We start from the raw sequence: 19,977 nt of genomic DNA on the forward strand, positions 1-19,977 counted from the left end.
CCGGCACCGACCGCTTCGCGGGCACGCCCGCTTCCACAAGCAAGGTCGTTATCCTTGTGGGAGCGGGCGTGCCCGCGAAGCGGTTGGTAAAGGAATACCCCCTCTACCGTAACCCCCCGCTACAAACTCTCCGGGCATGTTCCTGACTTAGCCGTATAATGGCTCACCTGTCATGTGTGAAAATTTACCCTCCCCCCGGTAACCAAGCCTACGCCCAAGAACACAGGTGCTGTACATGGATTTCAACCCGCTGGACCTTATCCTGCATCTCGATGCCTACCTCGATCTGCTGGTCACCAATTACGGTCCCTGGATCTACGCCATCCTGTTCACCGTGATCTTCTGCGAAACCGGCCTGGTAGTGATGCCATTCCTGCCGGGCGACTCGTTGCTGTTCATCGCCGGCGCCGTTGCGGCGGGTGGCGGCATGGACCCGGTACTGCTGGCCGGCCTGCTGATGGCCGCTGCAATCCTGGGCGACAGCACCAATTACGTGATAGGCCGAACAGCCGGCGAGCGCTTGTTCAACAACCCCAACTCCAAGATCTTCCGCCGCGACTACCTGCAACGTACCCACGATTTCTATGAACGCCATGGCGGCAAGACCGTGACCATGGCGCGCTTCCTGCCCATCTTGCGCACCTTCGCACCGTTCGTCGCGGGCATTGCCCACATGCACTACCCACGCTTCCTCGGCTTCAGCGTTGCCGGTTCGCTGCTTTGGGTCGGCGGACTGGTCACCTTGGGCTACTTCTTCGGCAACGTGCCATTCATCAAGCAGCACCTGTCGCTGATGGTGGTGGGCATCATCATCCTGTCGCTGGTGCCGATGATTCTCGGCTTGCTGCGTGGGCGCCTGGGCCGTACGGCCAAGGCTCACTGAACAGGTAAAGAACGAACGGCATGTGGTCATTCAGCGCCTGGCGGCGCAAGCGTACTCTGGCGCGTTACCCGATCACGCCACAGCAATGGCAGGCCGTACGCGAGCGGCTGCCAATGCTGGACGGCATCAGCGACGCTGAAGACCGCTGGCTGCGCGAAGCCTGCATCCTGTTCCTGCTCGACAAGCACCTCACCTGCCTGCCCGGTGTCGAGCTGGACGACGAGCAGCGCCTAATGCTGGCCGCCCAGGCACAGTTACCGCTGCTTCACCTGGGTGAGCTGAACTGGTACCAAGGCTTCCACGAAATCATCCTGTACCCCGACGACTTCAAGAGCCCCCAGCGCCACCGCGATGCCAGTGGTGTGGAGCATGTGTGGGACGGCGAACACAGCGGCGAAGCCTGGCAACAGGGGCCGATCATCCTGGCCTGGAACGGCGTGCAGGCCAGTGGTGGCTGGGAGGCTTACAACCTGGTCATCCATGAGCTGGCGCACAAGCTCGACATGCTCAACGGCGATGCCAACGGCCTGCCACCGCTGCACAGCGGCATGCCCGTTGATGAGTGGGCGAGCGCCATGCAGCAGGCGTACGACGACCTCAACCAGCAACTGGACGCCAACCCCGACGCCGAAACTGCCATCGACCCCTATGCTGCGGAAAACCCGGCAGAGTTCTTTGCCGTTACCAGCGAGTACTTCTTTAGTGCCCCTGACCTGCTTCATCAGGCTTATCCAAAGGTCTACCACCAGTTGTCGCTGTTCTACCGGCAAGACCCGCTGGCGCGCCTGTGCCGGCTGCAGGCGGAACACCCCGAGTACCGCGAAAGCCACGCCTGACGGGCCCGCACATCAGGCCAAGCGTGGCGTGCCCCGGCAGAATGTGCCTATAATCGCCGCCACTTTTTGGTCAAACACGGGGGCACTGCCCAATGAGCTACAGCAAGATTCCGGCGGGCAAAGACCTGCCGAACGACATCTACGTCGCCATCGAGATCCCGGCCAACCACGCGCCGATCAAATACGAAATCGACAAGGACAGCGACACGCTGTTCGTCGACCGTTTCATGGCTACCCCAATGTTCTACCCAGCCAACTATGGCTTCATCCCGAACACCCTGGCTGACGACGGTGACCCGCTGGACGTGCTGGTGGTTACCCCTTACCCAGTGGCCCCAGGCTCGGTTATCCGCGCCCGTCCGGTTGGCGTGCTGAACATGACCGACGACGGTGGCGGCGACGCCAAGGTCATCGCTGTTCCTCACGACAAGCTGTCGCAGCTGTACGTTGACGTCAAGGAATACACCGACCTGCCAGCCCTGCTGATCCAGCAGATCGAGCACTTCTTTGCCAACTACAAAGATCTCGAGAAGGGCAAGTGGGTCAAGATCGAAGGCTGGGAAGGCGCCGACGCCGCCCGTGCCGCGATCACCAAATCGGTCGCTGCCTACAAGGGCTGATTTCGACTGCAGGGAAACCCCGCTTTGGCGGGGTTTTTCATGCCTGAATGGAACGCGCTCACTGCTGGGAACAAATCCTACACAGTCCTACACCAGCATCCTACAAACAGCCTCTTTTCGTACAAATCCCGTCAACACCCGGTTCATTTCCTTACTGGCAACCCGCCGCTACACTCGCCGCCATGAACACTTCCGGCGACCGCCTCAGAGCCCTGCTCCACGAATGTGGCCTGACCCCTTCCGATTTCGCCGCCCAGCGCAGCGTCACAGCACAGCACGTCAACAACTGGTTCAAACGCGGTGTGCCTTTGGCCCGACTGGACGAACTGGCCGATCTGTTCTGTGTGCACCGGCGTTGGCTGCGCACCGGTGAAGGCCCCAAACACCCCAATCCACTCCTGCGCAACGGCCGTCCACGGCCAGCGCCCGCCAACCCGCTTACCCCGCTGTCGGAACATCGTGGCCGGGTATTGAAGGTGCCCTACTACGAAGTGCGCAACGGCTTGCTGTCGCCGGTGGGCAGCAAGCACCTGCGCTTGCCGGCAAAAGCCCTGAAGGGCTTGGGTGTGCAAGCCGGCAACGCAATCTGCCTGGCAATGCCGGCCAGCAACATGCTCCCGCTGATTCCGCTGCAAGCTACCCTGGCCATCGACCTGGGCATGACCCAGGTGGTCGAGGGCGAAACCTATGCCCTGCTGCAAAACGGCATGCTCAGGGTAAACAACCTCAGTCTTGGCCCGCACGACACCCTGTACCTGCACAGCCATGACCGGCGCAACTACACGGTCGAACGCTACACCGCTGCTCAGCGTCAGGCGCAGGGCCTGGAAATTCTTGGCTGGGTGTTCCACTGGTCACATTTCCGCCAGCAGCGGCCCAGTTGAAGCACTCTGGGCAATTTTTTGCTGGGCATCCTGCGCCCGCCCTTGTATGCTACGCCGCACATTAAGCCCCGACCGGCGCGAGCCGCGTTCCAGAGGGCTCGGCGATATCCCACACGGGCATCTGCCATCTCTTTCAGGCCCTTGATGGCCACACAGTTAAGGCGATTGCGGCTTACCATAAATTAGTCGGAAGCGTCCCCGAGAAGCCGGCCACAAGCCGGCTTTTTAATTTGGCAATGCCCCGTCCTGCATAAGGTTGACACCTCCCGTTGTGCTCAGCCCCCCCCCCGCTGTTCACGTTCAGCCCGCAAGCGATTCTGGGGTGTCGGCTTCTTCTCGTCGCGCATATAGAAATCAAGTTGATATTTCGAAATCTTCCAATGGAGGTTTTTTTCTGAAGGTGAGCGTTTCGCGCCAGACTATAATAAAACGATCAGATGTGCGCTGACACGTGCGGCCATCCTTGGAGATTGCTTATTACTTATATTTAATCTGTAACGGTTTGATGTAGTGATGAGGACTTAGCATGAACGCCTTATTGAAAGAGCTGCACGCCTATCATCATGAGGTGGCTACCAAAATTACTCAGATCAAAGAATTACTGGAGAGGATAAGACACGGCTCTGCGGGTGCCGATGACTGCAAGCTGTTGTTTAAGCAACTGGAAGCCTTGCATGGTGATGCAGAGCGGCACCACCATGAAAATGAAGAGCTTATTCGGCTGGCCTTGCTGACAACCGACGCACCGATTCACCAACGGGTCATGGCCATTGAGCAAGATCATAAAGCCTTCACGCGAATTGCAGGGCAGCTCAAGATGTTGGAGCAGTCAACGCAAGAGGCCAGAGTAATTGCCGACACGATCGAAGACTTCATCAAGAAATATTATGACCATATGGATGCCGAGGAGAATATTTTCTTTCCGGTAGCAGACAAGTGGTTGTCAGACACCCAATGGCAAGAAATAAAGCATCAATGGCACTCGGAGACTTCTTGAATTAAAACCAAGCGCCTGATTAACACTTACTCTCACAACTTTATTGCACTGATACCCGATAGTGCAGATACACTTCTAGATTTCTCATGATTCAGCATCAAGGCCGCGCCCTTTGCAGGCACGGCCTTGTGTCGCGGTGCACCTAGCGGCAACAGACCCCGTCAGAAGTCATACCGCGCTCCAACCATCATGCTGCGCGACGGCCCGTAGAAGTTGAACGTGGAGGTCGAGCCCACCCGCGACAGGTAATCCCGGTCGAACAGGTTATTGACGTTGAAGGTGGCGGTCAGCTTCGAAGTCACCGGGTACGACAGCATCGCGTCCACCGTCGCGTAGCCCGGCGCGTCGATACGCACGCCGCCGTTTTCGGAGTAGAAGTTGCTCATCGCGGAAATTCCGCCACCAATCGCCAGGCCGGTCAGCGGCCCTTGGCTGATGGTGTACTTGCTCCAAAGCGAAGCCTGGTTGCGCGGCATGATGAAGAACGTGGTTTCGGCGTCACCCTTGACGGTTTCGGTCTCCATCCAGGTGTAACCGGCCAGCAGTTCCCAATTCGGCGTCAGCTTGCCGCTCACTTCCACTTCCGCGCCCTTCACGCGGGTCTTGCCGGATGCAACGGAATCGGTAGTGGCCACACCATCGGCATCGTACAGGGTGGTAGCGCGGTTCTTGTCGGTCAGGCGGAACACCGAGAAGCGCGTATTCAAATCGCCGCCAAAGTAGCTGCTCTTGAGGCCGAACTCGTACTGCTCGCCTTCACGCGGTTTCAACACCCGGCCACTGCTGTCGGTGTCGGATTGAGGCTTGAAAACCTGCGAGTAGCTAGCGTACAGCGCGTGGTTCTCGGTCAAGTCATAGACCAGGCCCCCGTACGGGGTGAAGTGGCCGTCCACACGCTTGCTGTCATTGGTCGTAGCACCGCTGCTCAGGGTGGTGGTGTAGAAATCACCGCGGTACCAACTGAAACGGCCACCGGCAATCAGCGCAAGTCGCTCGATCGGGCGGAAGGTGACCTTGGAATAAAGGCCGTATTCCTCTTCCTGCATGCCGGTCTCGGTACTGTAGTTGGGCGACGGTTTGGCGAACTGTTTAGGCGAGTAGGTGTTGACGTTGATGGCGCCCAGGTTGGTGGTGCCGTTGAGATACTCGGTGTCGTAGTTCTTGTAGTCGCTGCCCACCACGAACTCGCTGACCTGGCCGAAGGTTTCGAACGGCTGGCTGTAACTGGCGTCCAGCGAGTAGGTGTCTTGAGTGAAATCACGGGCGCTGGCGCGCTCGGAGTTGGCGCCTGTGGTGGCATTGGTTGCAGTGAAGGCGTACAGGTAGTTGGTGTCGCGGTGCGAGCCACGGGCCGCGACACGGCCGTAACCACCATTGTCGAAGCGGTGGGTCAGCTCGGCGACCAGGTCGGTGGTCTTGCCGTCGAAGTAGTTCCAGTCGGCGCCCAGGAAACGCGAATGGCTGAAGTCGGGCACCTCGCCGGACAACGTGGCCGGGTAGCCGTTGTGCGGGGTGATGTTCTTCACTTCGTGCATCAGGCCGAACGACAGCGTAGTGGCGTCGTCCAGGTCGATATCCAGCGCACCGTAATAGCTGTTGCTGGTGTTGGCGTTGTAGTCCACTTCGCCATTGGTGTCGTCACGGGATGCAATGAAGCGCCCGCGCACGCGACCGGCGGCGTCCAGCGGGCCGCTCAGGTCGATTTCTTCATGGTTGGTGTCCCAGGTGCCGTAGCTGCCTTCGATGTGGCCCTGAAACTCGGCGGTCGGGCGCTTGCGTACCATGTTGACGATACCGCCCAGTTCGCTGGTGCTGCTGAACAATCCGGCCGGGCCGCGCATGATTTCGACACGGTCGAACGCGGCCAGCGACGGTACGGTGCCAAAGATGCTGGCCATGGGGGCCGGCAGGCCATCGATGTTGAATTCGCTGTACTCGTAGCCACGGGCGTAGATCGACGAACGGCCGCTGTCGTTGGTCAGGGTGCGCAGGCCGGCGGTGTACTTGGCCAGGTCATCCAGATGTACGAACTGGCGATCCTTGACGTAGTCCTGGGTGTAGACGGTGATCGACTGCGGGATGTCCTTGAGCGCTGCCGGCGTCTTGGTGCCCACGGTAGCGGCATCGACGCTGTAACCGCCGGTTTCCTCCGAAGGCAGCATGTCGTACAGGCGGTTGCCTTCGATGGTCAATGCAGGCAGATCAAGCGAGTTGTCTTCAGCCGCCGCCTGGGCCGCTACCGTTTCGGCCACTGCCGATAAAGAAAACGGTGCCAGCAACCCCAGCGCCAGCCATCCCCGAACCCGTTGCAAGCTGCCCACACTTTTGAAACCGGTCATGACACACCCTTCGCCCAAATGATATTGAATCGCAAACGAAACAAGTTGCTTTTTGCGAACGATACCGGAGCGAAAACCAGGGTGCAGCATGATTAACCTTCTTAACACATCAAGGCGTTGCCCTTTCCCTGCAGCCAGTGGGATGATTCGCAACTGATAAAAATTCTCATCAAGGCTCGCCGTGCCCACCTCACTTCTCCTTGCCGAAGACGACCCACGCCTGCTTCAGGACCTGGACCGCCATTTCCGCAACCGCGGTTTCCTGGTGCACGCCTGCGCCAGCGGCACCCAGGCCCTGAATGCCATACAGCAATCTCAGTTCGAACTGGTGCTGCTGGACATCATGCTGCCAGGCATCGACGGCCTCAGCCTGCTCGACGCCCTGCGCCGCCAGCAGGCAGTGCCGGTCATGCTGATGTCGGCACTAGGGGCCGAGCAGGACCGCATCAGCGGCTTCACCCGTGGTGCAGACGACTACCTGCCCAAGCCCTTCAGCCTGGCGGAGCTGGACGCACGGGTGGATGCCTTGCTGCGTCGCGTGGCATTCGATCGTGGTACGGCGCTGCGTGCCGACGTGGGGGAGGTGATGCTGGACCACGACCGCCAGGACGTTATCCACAACGGCAACGCCGCTGGCCTTACCGCTTCCGAATTCCGCTTGCTGGTCACGCTGCTGGCCCACCCCGACGAAGCGTTGAGCAAGCCCTTCCTGTACCAGACCGTGCTGCACAGGGCCTATACCCGACTGGACCGAGGCCTGGATGTGCATGTGTGCAACCTGCGCCGCAAACTGGCCGACATCAATGCCCAGCACCTGCAGATCCAGGCCGTGCGTGGCCAAGGGTACATCCTGGTCGACACGGAGCAGGCCTGATGCGTCGCCACCCGTTGCTGTGGAAACTGGCCTTGCTGCAAGTCAGCTTCTGCCTGTTGCTGATCTGGCTCATCTGGACCTGGGGCCTTTCGGTGGAACGCAGTACCTATTTTCTGTCCCAGGCTGACCAGGACTACCTGGCGCGTTATGCTCAACAGGCCGAACAGGCGTGGGAGCAGGACGGCGCAGCCGGCACCGAGGCCTGGCGCAAGCATGTGGCACGGGCCGAGGACACCTGGGTGGCCGTGATAGGTCCACACCTTCAGAGCCTTGGCACCACGCCGCTGAGCGCCGAGGAAGCCAGCCACCTGACATTCATGCGCAAGCTCGACTGGCCGATGAGCCGGCGCCTGCAGGATGAACTGCCCTACGTCAGCATCGAATTTCCGCAACACCCCGAGCATGGCCGCCTGGTGCTGCAACTGCCCGAACGGCTGCTACCGACAGGCCTGACACCCTGGACCCATGTGGTCACGCATGGCGTTGCCCCCGCACTGCTGGCCCTGCTGCTAGGCCTTGCGCTATACCGGCATCTTGTCGTGCCGCTGAACCGCCTGCGCGACCGCGCCGACGCCCTGCGGGCCGATGATCTGGACAGCCCCGCCCTGCCCCTGCAGGAGCGGCGTGATGAGCTGGGTGAGCTGGCTCAGGCCTTCGAGCACATGGCCGGGCGCCTGCGCCAGAGCCTTGAGCAACAGCGCCTGCTGTTGCGCACGCTGTCTCACGAATTGCGCACGCCGCTGGCGCGGCTGCGCATCGCCCATGACAGCGACTTGCCACCGCCGCAGCTGCGCGAGCGCCTGGACCGTGAGGTAGCCGACATGCAGAAGCTGCTGGAAAACACCCTCGACCTGGCCTGGATGGACACCGAACAGCCCAGCCTGGTGACCGAGCCGGTATTGGTGCTTTCCGTGTGGGAAGCCTTGTGCGAGGACGTCTGTTTCGAAAGCGGCTGGGACCGTGCGCGCCTGCCGTGCTCACTTGGCACCGACTGCCTGGTGCAGGCCCATCTGGACAGCCTGGCCCAGGCCCTGGAAAACCTGTTGCGCAATGCCATTCGCCACTCGCCGACCGAAGGCCGGGTCAGCCTTGATGGCTGGCGTGAGGGCGCATGCTGGCACCTGCGCCTGAGCGACCAAGGGCCAGGCGTACCGGATACCGACCTTGAGCGCATTTTCAAGCCCTACCAGCGCCTGGCCGAGAGTGGCGCAGGCTTCGGCCTGGGCCTTGCTATCGCCCGTCGCGCCATCGAACTGCAAGGCGGCCGGTTGTGGGCCAGCAATGGGCACCCGGGCCTGTGCCTGCACATGACCTTGCCTGCGGCCTGAGACTGTTTAGAAAGTTAATGCGCTTTACGCTTGATAGGGACTGGTTATCATCTGGGCGCTCAAGCCTTGCGCTCCATGCAAAGCCCTGACGAGACGCCTGATGAGCAAGAAGAACCTGATGCTGGCCTTGGCACTTGCCCTGGCGGCCCCTCTTGTCCTGGCCCAGCCCGAGCATGACCAGAAGATGGACACGTCGGTGTTACAGCGCCAGGACCTGGCCTATCACTTCACCCAGCTTGATCTGGACTCGGCCGATGGCCTGCGTCACTACCGCCTGTGGGTTGGCAAGCCGAATCGTCCAGCGCCAGCATCGGGGTACCCGGTGCTGTGGATGCTCGATGGGAATGCTGCGCTGGGGACGCTGGATCAGCAGCAACTGGACAGGCTCGCCGTGGGCCAGGCGCCCCTGCTGGTGGCGGTGGGTTACCGGACCGAACTGCGCATCGACAGGGCCGGCCGCACGCTGGACTACACCCCGGCGCTGCCGGAGCAGGTGCAGCAGCGTGATCCGCTGACCGGCCAGCCCAGCGGCGGGGTCGATGCGTTCCTGAAGCTTCTGACCGGGCGCATGCGCACGATGGTGTCGGCTGTGGCGCCGATCGACCCGCAACGACAGACGCTGTGGGGGCACTCCTATGGTGGCCTGGCCGTGCTTCACGCACTGTTTACCCGCCCCGGCGCATTCAGCCTTTACGCTGCTGCCAGCCCGTCACTGTGGTGGCGCGATGGTGTGATTGTCCGCGAGGCGCAAGGGCTTCCCTCACGCCTTGGCGAGGCGCGCCCGCATCTGTTGCTGATGCGCGGCGGGCAGGAGCCCGCCAGCCCGCATGGTTCGCCGCACGAGAACGACGAGTTGCCTGCGCGCCAACTGGCGGCAGATCTGGCCGCGATCAAAGGCCTCGACGTGCGCTTTGAGCGCTTCGAGGGTCTGGGGCATGGGCCCATGCTGGGCGCCTCCCTGCGCAGGGTGATCGAAGGCATGTCTGGCCAGTGATCAGCCCTGCCCCTGTCCGACTCAAGGTTGCGCGTACTTGAGCACGTACAGGCACAGCTCGCGGTAGACATCCACAGGCAGCTGCGACATCAGCTTCTGAGCCTGGCCGAGGGTTTTGCAATTGAGTTCGGCCATCGTCCGACGGTGTTTCGAACCCAGCAGGCCGGCATGCACCACCTGCGCATACTGAATATAGGAACAGGGGAAATCGGCCTGGGGACTGCGCTGGACCTTGAAGTCGATCTTCAGGTCTGCCCCGCGGAAGAATTCCCTGCCCTGGTAGGTCTGCTGGGGCACGAGGCGCCCTTTTTCAGGACAGGTGCTGTGACAGACCGGCAGGCTATTCCTGTCCGTCTCCAGGCCACGTCGATAGATCACGATTTCGGAACCCGGTACCTCGATACAGGCGTTTTCGAAAGCATCGATGATGGACCTGCCATTGATTTGCGCCTCTTCGATCTGCGTCAGGCTGACCACACGCTCGAGCTCATGATTGCCAACACTGTTGACCACACGGTCCAGGGTCGACCAGTGGCTGAATTCTTTCTGACACGCAATCAGATGGACCTCGCTCTGATAGCCCTTCAGGGCGGCATCAGGTGGAAAATCAGCGAAATGAGGGCTGTCGAGCGCGGTCTCCATGATGATGTTGTATTTGTTTTCCATCGCATACGTGCAAATCATTGCCCCCAGGCGCCAGATGAACGGCTCGGTATGCTCATAGACATGCAGCACGCCTTTGTCTTCCATCGCCCGATAATGAGGGTGCAGTTCACGAAAATGGGTTTCGTAAAGGCGAACATAATTGTCGTAGCGCCCGCTCTTCAGCAGCGTTTTTTCCAGCAAGTACGTCTTACCCGAGCCTTGTGCACCGGCAATGATGAGCATTTTGGGCTTGAGCACGCCGTCGACGTAGTCGCGCTTCTTGTCGAACAAAGTGTCGACGACCTTTCTGAATGCGAGATGGAGATCGGTATCGGTAAAAGGATAGAGAGAGGACATGACGGTTCGTTTCCTTGGTTTGCCAATGTGACCGTCACGAAGGTAAGCGCTGCGGCAAGTGCAAAGGGGTAGATGGTTACTGCTGCAAGTCTCGCCGAAGGTAGTAGAACCGCGGGTTGCCACTGGGGTGGCACTGTGCTGTATGCTGGGTCGGTCTTCAGGGCGGGGTGTAAGTCCCCACCGGCGGTAAATCGAAAGATGAGCCCGCGAGCGCCCCGACCATGTCGGGGGTCAGCAGATCTGGTGCAACTCCAGAGCCGACGGTCATAGTCCGGATGAAAGAAGGCGTCATGCAGGGGCCATCCGGGCGCCCTTGCGCGCGCATTTTGTTCGCCCCGAGACGTTCATCGATCATTCACGAGGAGCGTTTCATGTTCACCCAGCACCACGCGCAATTCCCCAATGTTTCCGCCGCCATCGCCGCCTTCCAGGCCGGGCGCCCAGTACTGTTGCTCGACGATGACGACCGCGAGGACGAAGCGGACATCATTGCCGCCGCCGAGAACATTACGCTGCAGACCATGGCCATGATGATTCGCGATTGCAGCGGCATCGTCTGCCTGTGCCTGGACGAAGCCACCGTCGACGAACTGCAGCTGGCACCCATGGTGCAGAACAACCAGGCCCGCCACGGCACCGGTTTCACCGTCACCATCGAGGCGGCCGAAGGTATCACCACCGGGGTTAGCGCCCAGGACCGCATCACCACCATTGACGCAGCACTGCGTTCCAGCGCCGAACAGCGCCATATCGTCAGCCCGGGGCATGTTTTTCCGCTGCGCGCCCGCAATGGCGGGGTGCTGACACGCCGTGGGCATACCGAAGGTTCGGTGGACCTGGCGCGCCTGGCCGGCCTGCGCCCGGCAGCGGTCTTGTGCGAGCTGATGAATCCCGATGGCAGCATGGCCCGTGGTGAGCAGGTGGCGGTATATGCACGGCAGTACAATTTGCCGGTGCTGACCATCGAGGAGCTGGCGCGGTACCGTGAGGCAATGCTGGAACGGGAGGCAGAGCCGGCCTGATCCACCGAACCGGGACGCTTTGCGGTCCTTGTGCGAGCGGCCCTTTCGCGACACAGGGCCGCTCCTCCATCGGTCTGCATCAGCCGATGCAGCTGCCGGAAGTTTGCTCCCCCCGCCCCGCTCTGCTAGTGTCGCGCCGTTCTGAATGCCACCGAGACAGTCGCCATGGCCCGCAAAAAAGCCTCCCTCGATTTCGAGCAATCCCTCGCAGACCTGCAAGCACTGGTCGAGCGCCTGGAGAACGGCGAGTTGTCGCTGGAAGAGTCGCTGGCCGCCTTTGAACAAGGCATCGCCCTGACCCGTGACTGCCAGGGCGCCCTGGCCCAGGCCGAACAGAAGGTGCAAATTCTGCTGGAGCGCGACGGCGAACTGGCTGCCCAACCCTTCGACGCGGAGCCGGAAGCATGATTGGCACCTACCAGGCCAGTTGCCAGGCGCGCGTCGACGCAGCCCTCGAACCGCTGTTCATCGCCCCGAGCAAAGAGCTGGAACGCCTTTACGCCGCCATGCGCTACAGCGTGATGAACGGCGGCAAACGCGTGCGCCCGTTGCTGGCCTACGCGGCCTGCGAAGCCTTGGGCGCCCCGGCCGAACAGGCCAACGGTGCAGCCTGCGCGGTCGAGCTGATCCATGCTTACTCGCTGGTGCATGACGACCTCCCGGCCATGGACGACGACGACCTGCGTCGCGGCCAGCCGACCACCCACAAGGCGTTTGACGAAGCGTGCGCCATCCTTGCTGGCGACGGTTTGCAGAGCCTGGCTTTCAGTGCCCTGCTCGACCCTTGCCTGAGCCCTCAGATCGACAGCATTCGCCTGGCCATGGTTCAGGTGCTGGCCAAAGCTGCCGGCCCGGCCGGCATGGTTGGCGGCCAGGCCATCGATCTCGGTTCGGTGGGCCAGAAGCTGGACCAGCAGGCGCTGGAGTTCATGCACCGGCACAAGACCGGCGCGCTGATCGAAGCCAGCGTACGCCTCGGCGCCCTGGCAAGTGCCCGTGCCGAACCGGTGCAGCTGGATGCCCTGCAAACTTATGCACAGGCCATTGGCCTGGCATTCCAGGTGCAGGACGACATCCTCGACGTGGAAAGCGACACTGCTACCTTGGGCAAACGCCAAGGTGCAGACATAGCGCGTGACAAACCGACCTACCCGGCCCTGCTGGGCCTGGAAGCCGCCAAAGCCTATGCAATCGAACTGCGCGACCAGGCGCTGGCCGCACTGCAAGGGTTCGGCGAAAAGGCCGAGCCGCTGCGGGCCTTGGCGCGTTATATTGTCGAACGCCGTAACTAAACAGCTTCACCTATCCCTGTAGGATCGGGTTTACCCGCGAATGCGATCTTGAATTTGCCGACGCATTCGCGGGTAAACCCGATCCTACAGGGGGCCGCGTAACCTGTGGTCGAATGGGCACTTTTCCCACAATGGGGTAAACTGCCGCGTCTTCACACACCTATAACGACTCGCCTGATGCCCACGACGTTTCAAGAGATCCCCCGCGAACGCCCGGTCACGCCGTTGCTCGACCGCGCTGACACGCCTGCCGGCCTGCGCCGGTTGGCCGAAGCCGACCTGGAAACGCTGGCCGACGAACTGCGCCAGGAATTGCTCTACACCGTTGGGCAGACCGGTGGGCATTTTGGTGCCGGTCTGGGCGTCATCGAGCTGACCATCGCCCTGCACTACGTGTTCGACACCCCGGACGACCGGTTGGTGTGGGACGTGGGGCACCAGGCCTACCCGCACAAGATCCTCACCGGGCGCCGTAACCGCATGCTCAGCCTGCGCCAGAAGGACGGTATCGCGGCCTTCCCGCGCCGCAGCGAAAGCGAGTACGACACCTTTGGCGTTGGCCACTCCAGCACCTCGATCAGCGCCGCGCTGGGCATGGCCATTGCTGCCCGCTTGCAGAACAGCGCACGCAAGTCGATCGCGGTGATCGGTGATGGCGCGCTGACCGCCGGCATGGCATTCGAGGCGTTGAACCACGCCCAGGAAGTCAATGCCGACATGCTGGTGATCCTCAACGACAACGACATGTCGATTTCGCGCAATGTCGGCGGCCTGTCCAACTACCTGGCCAAGATCCTCTCCAGCCGCACCTACGCGAGCATGCGCGAAGGCAGCAAGAAAGTGCTGTCGCGGTTGCCAGGCGCCTGGGAAATTGCCCGTCGCACCGAGGAATACGCCAAGGGCATGCTGGTGCCAGGCACGCTGTTCGAAGAGCTGGGCTGGAACTACATCGGCCCGATCGACGGCCACGACCTGCCCACCATGATCGCCACCCTGCGCAACATGCGTGACCTGAAAGGCCCGCAGTTCCTGCATGTGGTGACCAAGAAGGGCAAAGGCTTCGCCCCTGCCGAGATTGACCCGATCGGCTACCACGCCATCACCAAGCTGGAGCCGGCCGACAAGCCCGCCGCGCCGAAGAAAGCCAGCGGCCCGAAATACTCCGCGGTGTTCGGCCAGTGGCTGTGCGACATGGCCGCCGCCGACAACCGCCTGGTGGGCATTACCCCGGCAATGAAGGAAGGCTCGGACCTGGTCGACTTCAGCGAGCGCTACCCTGAGCGCTACTTTGACGTTGCGATCGCAGAGCAGCATGCCGTGACCTTGGCGGCCGGCATGGCCTGCGAGGGCAGCAAGCCGGTGGTGGCGATCTACTCCACCTTCCTGCAGCGTGCCTACGACCAGCTGATCCACGACGTGGCGGTGCAGAACCTCGACGTGCTGTTCGCCATCGATCGCGCCGGCCTGGTCGGCGAGGACGGCCCGACCCACGCCGGCAGCTACGACCTGTCGTACCTGCGCTGCATCCCGGGCATGCTGGTGATGACCCCCAGCGACGAGAACGAACTGCGCAAGATGCTCAGCACCGGCCACCTGTACAACGGCCCGGCCGCTGTACGGTACCCGCGTGGTACCGGCCCGAATGCGCCGATCAGCGGAGACCTGCAACCACTGGAGATCGGCAAGGGCGTGGTCCGCCGCCAGGGCGAAAAAGTGGCCCTGCTGGTGTTCGGCGTACAACTGGCCGAGGCCATGCAAGTGGCCGAACAGATCAACGCCACGGTGGTCGACATGCGCTTCGTCAAGCCGCTGGACGAGGCGCTGGTGCTAGAGCTGGCAGGCAGCCATGAGCTGCTGGTAACCATCGAAGAGAACGCCATCATGGGTGGCGCGGGCGCTGCGGTGGGTGAGTTCCTTGCCAGCCAGGCAGTGCTCAAGCCGCTTCTGCACCTGGGGCTGCCGGATATCTATGTCGAGCATGCCAAGCCTGCGCAAATGCTGGCTGAGTGCGGGCTGGATGCGGCCGGGATCGAGGCTTCGGTGAAGGCCCGCATGGCCAGGCTCGGGCTCTAGGGCCCTTTCGCGGGTGAACCCGCTCCTACGACGGCCTGCGCCCGATCACCGACGTGTGCCCACTGTAGGAGCGGGTTTACCCGCGAATACGGTAGCGGCGGCAACGGTGAACGACTGGTGAGAAATGGCCAGCAGGCCCGGCCCTTTCGCGGGTAAACCCGCTCCTACGGGGACAGCACAGTGCTGTGGAAACCCTTTGGAACTGCCCATGAAAAAATTAGCCTGTACCACGATTCTCTGTGCCCCTACATTCCTTCTGGCCGCTGAGCGCGACGACGCCCTCAAACTCCCCGACGTGCTGATCAGCGCCAGCCGCCAGGTCGAATCGCGTACCGCCACCAGTGCAGCCAACACGGTTTTCACCCGCACCGACATCGACCGCCTGCAACCCTCCAGCGTCACCGACTTGCTCTCCCGCGTGCCGGGCGTGCAAGTGGCACCTACCGGTGGCCGTGGCAGCCTGCCGGGCATCTTTATCCGAGGCACCAAAGCCGCGCAAAGCCTGGTGCTGGTCGATGGCGTGCGCATCGCCAATGCCACTTCGGGCGACAGCGGCCTGCAGTTTCTGGACATCGACCAGATCGAGCGCATCGAAGTCCTGCGCGGCTCGCGCTCAGCGGTATACGGAAGCGATGCCATTGGCGGGGTGATCCAGATCTTCACCCGACGCAGCAATGGCCCCGGCCTGCAGCCACGCCTGCGCATGGCCGCCGGCAGCAACCAGACATTCCAACGCAGCCTGGGGCTTTCTGGCGGCAACGACTCGACCCGCTTCAACCTTGGCGCCAGCCTGGATGAAACTGCCGGTATCGACTCGACCGGGCCATCCTTCGCCAGCGATGGTGACCACGACGCCTACCGCAACAAGGCGTTGAACCTAAGCCTGAGCCACACCTTCAGTGAGCGCTTCGAGGCCGGCTTGAACCTGCTCGACAGCCGTGGTCGCAGCGAGTACGACAACCCGTTCGGCGGCTTCGACCCCGTCACCTTCGAGAGCTTCGGTCAACAACCCTACACCGACTTCAGCGTCAGCAGCCTGGGCAGCTACGTTGACGTTCAGGTCACCGAAAACTGGCACTCACGCCTTGAACTGGCACATAGCGAGAACCGGGACGACAAACGCGACAAGCTCAGCGCTGAGCGCTTCGTGTTCAACACCTATCGCGATCAGGCTACCTGGCAGAACGACCTGGCCCTCGGCGAACGCAACACCGTACTGATCGGTGGCGACTGGTACGAAGACCGCGTACACGGCACTACCGACTTCACTGAGGACAGCCGCTGGAACCGTGCCGTGTTCGCCCAGCACCGCTACCGGGGCGAGCAGTTTTCCACTGAGCTGGGGGTGCGCCATGACCGCAACCAGCAGTTTGGTGGCCAGACCACCTGGAGCGGCAGCCTGACCGTACCGCTGAACGCGAACAACGATGTGCTGCTGTCCTACAGCGAAGGCTTCCGCGCGCCAACGTTCAACGACCTGTATTACCCACAGTTCAGCAACCCGAACCTGGACCCAGAGCACTCCAGAAGCTACGAGCTGCAATGGCGCAGCCAGCTGACTGCAGAGAGCCGGCTGGAGACTTCGCTGTACCGCACCGACCTGCGCGACGCGATCATCTTTGGCCAGGACTCGATACCCCGTAACGTCGCCTCGGCACGAATCAATGGTGTGGAAATGGCGCTGGCGCAGCAGTGGGGCGCCTGGCACAGCCAGCTTGGCCTGGCGCTGATCGACCCACGCGACCGCGACACTGGCCACACTCTCGCCCGCCGCGCCCGCCGCACCTTGAGCCTGGACCTGGACCGAGAGTTCGGGCGTTTCAGCGTGGGTGCCAGCTGGCAGGCGGTCAGCAGCAGTTATGACGATGAGGCCAACCGCAACCGCATCGGTGGCTATGGTCTGCTGGGTTTGCGCAGCAGTTGGGCGGCTAGCGACGAACTGAAACTCGAAGCCAAGCTCGATAACCTGCTGGACCGCAGCTACAGCCGCGCCCTTTACAGCTATGAGGGTGCGTATCACCCTTACCGTGAAGAGGGCCGCACTGTGCTCTTGAGCATCACCTGGACACCGGCGCTTTAGCGTCCAGCAACGCACACAAGCGGGCGGTGGCTTCGATCATCTGCCCGCTGGGGCGCTCCAGCCCTTTGTCCGGCACCACCAGCAGACGCCCATCAGCCACCGCCCGAATCTGCGGCCAGGCCTTCCAGCTGGCCAGTTGCGCCTCATCAGCGGCCAGGATGACCTGCGGATTACGCAGCAGCACGGACTCTACATTCACCTGTGGCGCCGGCTGGCCAAGGTCGGCGAACACATTGCGCGCCCCGCACACGGCCAGGGCGTCGGTCACCACCTGGCGGCCACCGAGCGTGTACAACGGCCGATCCCAGACTTGATAAAACACCTGCAAGGGTTCGTCACGCCGATACTGCTGGCGCAGCTGCTGCAGCCGCTCACGCAGGGCTCGCGCGTATGAATGACCCTGCTTGGCACGCCCGACACGCTCGGCAATGGCCTCGATCTGCTCGATCAGCTGGCTGATGTCATGGGGTTCGGCGCTGAAGGTGGCGATACCCAGGCGCTTGAGTTGGTCGCGCTGGGCCGGCGGCACACTGCCTGGCCACAGCAGCAACAGGTCGGGGCGCAGGCTGAGCAGGCGCTCCATGTCCAGTTGCCCTTGGCGCCCGACCGAAGGCAAGTGGCGCAGTGCAGCCGGCCGTTCGCCGCCATCGAGCACGCCCACCAGCAGGTCGTCGGCCTGCAGCTCAAGCATGATCTCGCTCATCGAGGGGGCCAGACTGACGACACGTAGCGGTTCTGCAGCCAGTACGGTGCAGGCGAACAACGCCAGCAGGCCAGGTAGCAGTCGCATCAACCCAGCTGGCGCGGAATGCGATAGAGGTACAGCACTACAACGGTAGACACTGCGAGGAGGATCTGCGGCACTGCCTCCAGGCCGACCAGCACCGACAATGCGGCGACCCAAGCCGGGAAGCAGGCATATAGCATGGCCATGCGCCGCACCCGCGCCAGTTCGATCCAGGCAGTGGCTTCTTCGCCCGTACCGAGCACCTTTGAGGTGGCAATAAGTGCGCGCTTGTAGGCACCGAAACGCGGCAGGCTGAGGAACATGGTGGCCGCACCGGCGATGAACAGTGGCATGGCCAACACCGGGATCAGTTCATCACCGCCCCCAAAGGCCCAAGCCATGACTGGCAGCGGCATCAGGCCCACCGCCAGGTACTGCCACCAGGCCAGCGCCAGGCGCCGCTTGACCTCGGCGCGGGTCACGCCTGGGGCACCTCGCCCTGGTGTTCGTTGCCCAGCATGTGGCCCAACTTGCCGGCCTTGGTCGCCAGGTAGTAGCGGTTGTGCGGGTTATGCCCGGTGTGCAGCGGCACACGCTCGGCAACCACGATGTTCATGTCGGTCAGGGCTTTGACCTTGCGCGGATTGTTGGTCATCAGGCGCAGCGACTTGACGCCCAGGTGCTCGAGCATCGGCAGGCATATGGCGTAGTCACGCTGGTCGGCAGCGAAGCCCAGGCGCTCGTTGGCTTCGACGGTGTCGGCGCCGCCATCCTGCAGCTCGTAGGCGCGGATCTTGTTCAGCAGGCCGATGCCACGGCCTTCCTGACGCAGGTACAACAACACCCCACGGCCTTCGCGGGCGATGGCCTGCAGCGCGGCTTCCAACTGCGAGCCGCAGTCGCAGCGCTGGCTGAACAGTGCATCGCCGGTCAGGCACTCGGAATGCAGGCGCCCCAGTACCGGCTGGCCGTCCGCGATATCACCCAGGCTGAGCACCACATGCTCACGGCCTGTGGCTTCGTCGAGAAAGCCATGCATGGTGAAGGTCGCGAAGGGCGTCGGGAGTTTTGAGGCGGCAACAAAGACGACGGGCACGTTGTGCTCCTGGAGTAAGTAGGAAATTTCTCGTGGGCCGATTGTATCAGCAGGTTGGGGAATGTGGGCTGGCTGTATACAGTGGCTTAAGATCGAAAAGTTCGATACTTATTAAAAGCCATCGCTCAACCCCAAGCCCGCAGCCCAAGAGGGCCGCGATATACCTTGGTGTATTCGGCTTCAGTGTGGGTGACTGTCCGCGCTGAACGGATAGGGCTGTTTCCAGTGCTCGAAAATCGGCTTCAGTTCGCCGCTACGTATCAGCTCCTTCATGCGCTTGTCGAACAGCTCGCACAGAGCCTTGGCCTGGTCGTTACGGGCAAAGGCCAGGTACAACGGCAACTCGGCCACATGGGTACGGCGGAAACGCTCCGGGTGAGAGGTTTGCCCGAGCACGTAGTCGACCTCGGTCAGTGCGTCGATGTAGTAGTCCACCCGGTCATGTTCGAGCATCGGCAGAATGCCCTCGCGACGCTGGATTTCGCGAAATTCGCGCACATTGGGCAAGTAGCTGCCGTAATCATAACCACGCACCCAGGCCAACCGGTACTTGCCGATGGTCTCCAGGGTAGGCACAGGTTTGCTGGCCAGCCCCAGGGCATAGATATGGTCCATGTCGAAGTGCCAGCGCGGGTACAGGTTGTCGTCGTTCTCTTCCTTGTACGAGCCAACCCAGGCATCAGCCTCGCCGCGCTTGACCAGGCCAACCGCCCGGCTGTAGGGCGCGCTCTGGGTAACCACCTTGACTCCGGCCGGCTCGAACACTTTGCGCAGCACATCCCAGGCCACCCCGGTACCGTCGGCGTTGGTGTAGTCGAGCCACTCCTCGCTAACCAGATGGATCTGTTTCGGCATGCCCTCGGCAGCCGTCACCCACGGGGCAATACTCAGCAGCATTGCCAGCAGTACAGTCCTTAAGGCCATTCACGC

The 19,977-nt window shown here is 62.0% G+C and carries 19 protein-coding genes and 1 riboswitch; of the genes, 13 read left to right on the forward strand and 6 right to left on the reverse strand.

Going from position 1 to position 19,977, the window contains the following annotated elements; translation table 11 throughout:
• Positions 1–235 precede the first annotated feature (235 nt).
• The 5 genes from ACF8FB_RS09580 (at position 236) to ACF8FB_RS09600 (ending at position 4,220) form a co-directional block, all read left to right on the forward strand.
• Entirely contained in the window at positions 236–883 is a 648-nt protein-coding gene (locus ACF8FB_RS09580; RefSeq protein WP_003255361.1) for a DedA family protein, read from the forward strand.
• 20 nt (positions 884–903) lie between these two features.
• Positions 904–1,719 carry a zinc-dependent peptidase gene (locus ACF8FB_RS09585; RefSeq protein WP_010951819.1) on the forward strand — a complete coding sequence of 272 codons (816 nt, stop codon included), beginning with the start codon at positions 904–906 and terminating at the stop codon, positions 1,717–1,719.
• A 92-nt stretch (positions 1,720–1,811) separates the two neighbouring features.
• Entirely contained in the window at positions 1,812–2,339 is a 528-nt protein-coding gene (ppa, locus tag ACF8FB_RS09590; RefSeq protein ID WP_003255365.1) for an inorganic diphosphatase, read from the forward strand.
• Positions 2,340–2,521: 182 nt separating this feature from the next.
• Entirely contained in the window at positions 2,522–3,223 is a 702-nt protein-coding gene (locus ACF8FB_RS09595) for an XRE family transcriptional regulator (protein ID WP_049587189.1), read from the forward strand.
• A 526-nt stretch (positions 3,224–3,749) separates the two neighbouring features.
• Entirely contained in the window at positions 3,750–4,220 is a 471-nt protein-coding gene (locus tag ACF8FB_RS09600; RefSeq protein ID WP_010951817.1) for a hemerythrin domain-containing protein, read from the forward strand.
• A gap of 161 nt (positions 4,221–4,381) precedes the next feature.
• Here the strand turns inward: ACF8FB_RS09600 and ACF8FB_RS09605 are convergent, their stop codons facing one another.
• Positions 4,382–6,559, reverse strand: coding sequence for a TonB-dependent siderophore receptor (locus tag ACF8FB_RS09605; RefSeq protein ID WP_010951816.1), 2,178 nt, complete (start codon positions 6,557–6,559; stop codon positions 4,382–4,384).
• 181 nt (positions 6,560–6,740) lie between these two features.
• On the opposite strand from ACF8FB_RS09605, the gene ACF8FB_RS09610 reads away from it, so the two are divergent.
• The 3 genes from ACF8FB_RS09610 to ACF8FB_RS09620 all read left to right on the forward strand — a co-directional run bounded on the left by ACF8FB_RS09610 (position 6,741) and on the right by ACF8FB_RS09620 (position 9,755).
• Complete coding sequence (locus ACF8FB_RS09610) at positions 6,741–7,433, forward strand: response regulator transcription factor (protein ID WP_010951815.1); 693 nt, start codon at positions 6,741–6,743, stop codon at positions 7,431–7,433.
• The gene (locus ACF8FB_RS09615; RefSeq protein ID WP_010951814.1) at positions 7,433–8,761 is read left to right on the forward strand and encodes a sensor histidine kinase; all 1,329 of its coding nucleotides are present in this window, start codon (positions 7,433–7,435) and stop codon (positions 8,759–8,761) included. The genes ACF8FB_RS09610 and ACF8FB_RS09615 overlap by 1 nt, the downstream gene beginning before the upstream one ends.
• 100 nt (positions 8,762–8,861) lie before the next feature.
• Positions 8,862–9,755, forward strand: a complete 894-nt coding sequence (locus tag ACF8FB_RS09620) for an alpha/beta hydrolase (protein ID WP_010951813.1) — start codon at positions 8,862–8,864, stop codon at positions 9,753–9,755.
• A gap of 21 nt (positions 9,756–9,776) precedes the next feature.
• Here the strand turns inward: ACF8FB_RS09620 and ACF8FB_RS09625 are convergent, their stop codons facing one another.
• Entirely contained in the window at positions 9,777–10,757 is a 981-nt protein-coding gene (locus ACF8FB_RS09625) for a zeta toxin family protein (protein WP_049587186.1), read from the reverse strand.
• A 149-nt stretch (positions 10,758–10,906) separates the two neighbouring features.
• Positions 10,907–11,048, forward strand: a riboswitch (FMN riboswitch).
• 80 nt (positions 11,049–11,128) lie between these two features.
• Here ACF8FB_RS09625 and ribB point away from each other — a divergent pair.
• The 5 genes from ribB (at position 11,129) to ACF8FB_RS09650 (ending at position 17,224) form a co-directional block, all read left to right on the forward strand.
• Positions 11,129–11,779 (forward strand): 3,4-dihydroxy-2-butanone-4-phosphate synthase, encoded by a 651-nt coding sequence (ribB, locus tag ACF8FB_RS09630; protein ID WP_010951811.1) that lies wholly within the window; start codon positions 11,129–11,131, stop codon positions 11,777–11,779.
• Positions 11,780–11,944: 165 nt separating this feature from the next.
• Entirely contained in the window at positions 11,945–12,187 is a 243-nt protein-coding gene (locus ACF8FB_RS09635) for an exodeoxyribonuclease VII small subunit (RefSeq protein WP_003255380.1), read from the forward strand.
• A complete protein-coding gene (gene ispA, locus ACF8FB_RS09640; protein WP_010951810.1) occupies positions 12,184–13,071 on the forward strand; it encodes a (2E,6E)-farnesyl diphosphate synthase in 888 nt (295 codons plus the stop codon). The genes ACF8FB_RS09635 and ispA overlap by 4 nt, the downstream gene beginning before the upstream one ends.
• A gap of 177 nt (positions 13,072–13,248) precedes the next feature.
• A complete protein-coding gene (gene dxs / locus ACF8FB_RS09645) occupies positions 13,249–15,144 on the forward strand; it encodes a 1-deoxy-D-xylulose-5-phosphate synthase (protein WP_010951809.1) in 1,896 nt (631 codons plus the stop codon).
• 208 nt (positions 15,145–15,352) lie between these two features.
• Positions 15,353–17,224 carry a TonB-dependent receptor domain-containing protein gene (locus ACF8FB_RS09650; protein WP_392511256.1) on the forward strand — a complete coding sequence of 624 codons (1,872 nt, stop codon included), beginning with the start codon at positions 15,353–15,355 and terminating at the stop codon, positions 17,222–17,224.
• Here the strand turns inward: ACF8FB_RS09650 and ACF8FB_RS09655 are convergent.
• From ACF8FB_RS09655 to ACF8FB_RS09670, 4 genes are all read right to left on the reverse strand, one after another.
• Entirely contained in the window at positions 17,202–18,014 is an 813-nt protein-coding gene (locus tag ACF8FB_RS09655) for a cobalamin-binding protein (RefSeq protein WP_010951806.1), read from the reverse strand. The two genes, ACF8FB_RS09650 and ACF8FB_RS09655, sit on opposite strands and share 23 nt — an antisense overlap.
• The gene (locus ACF8FB_RS09660) at positions 18,014–18,433 is read right to left on the reverse strand and encodes an MFS transporter (protein ID WP_392509320.1); all 420 of its coding nucleotides are present in this window, start codon (positions 18,431–18,433) and stop codon (positions 18,014–18,016) included. The genes ACF8FB_RS09655 and ACF8FB_RS09660 overlap by 1 nt, the downstream gene beginning before the upstream one ends.
• Positions 18,430–19,047 (reverse strand): GTP cyclohydrolase II, encoded by a 618-nt coding sequence (ribA, locus tag ACF8FB_RS09665; protein WP_003255389.1) that lies wholly within the window; start codon positions 19,045–19,047, stop codon positions 18,430–18,432. The genes ACF8FB_RS09660 and ribA overlap by 4 nt, the downstream gene beginning before the upstream one ends.
• A gap of 180 nt (positions 19,048–19,227) precedes the next feature.
• Complete coding sequence (locus ACF8FB_RS09670; RefSeq protein WP_010951804.1) at positions 19,228–19,971, reverse strand: ABC transporter substrate-binding protein; 744 nt, start codon at positions 19,969–19,971, stop codon at positions 19,228–19,230.
• Between the last annotated feature and the right edge of the window lie 6 nt (positions 19,972–19,977).

Source organism: Pseudomonas sp. yb_2, assembly GCF_043103905.1.
In the GTDB taxonomy this organism is placed as follows: Bacteria; Pseudomonadota; Gammaproteobacteria; order Pseudomonadales; family Pseudomonadaceae; genus Aquipseudomonas; species Aquipseudomonas alloputida.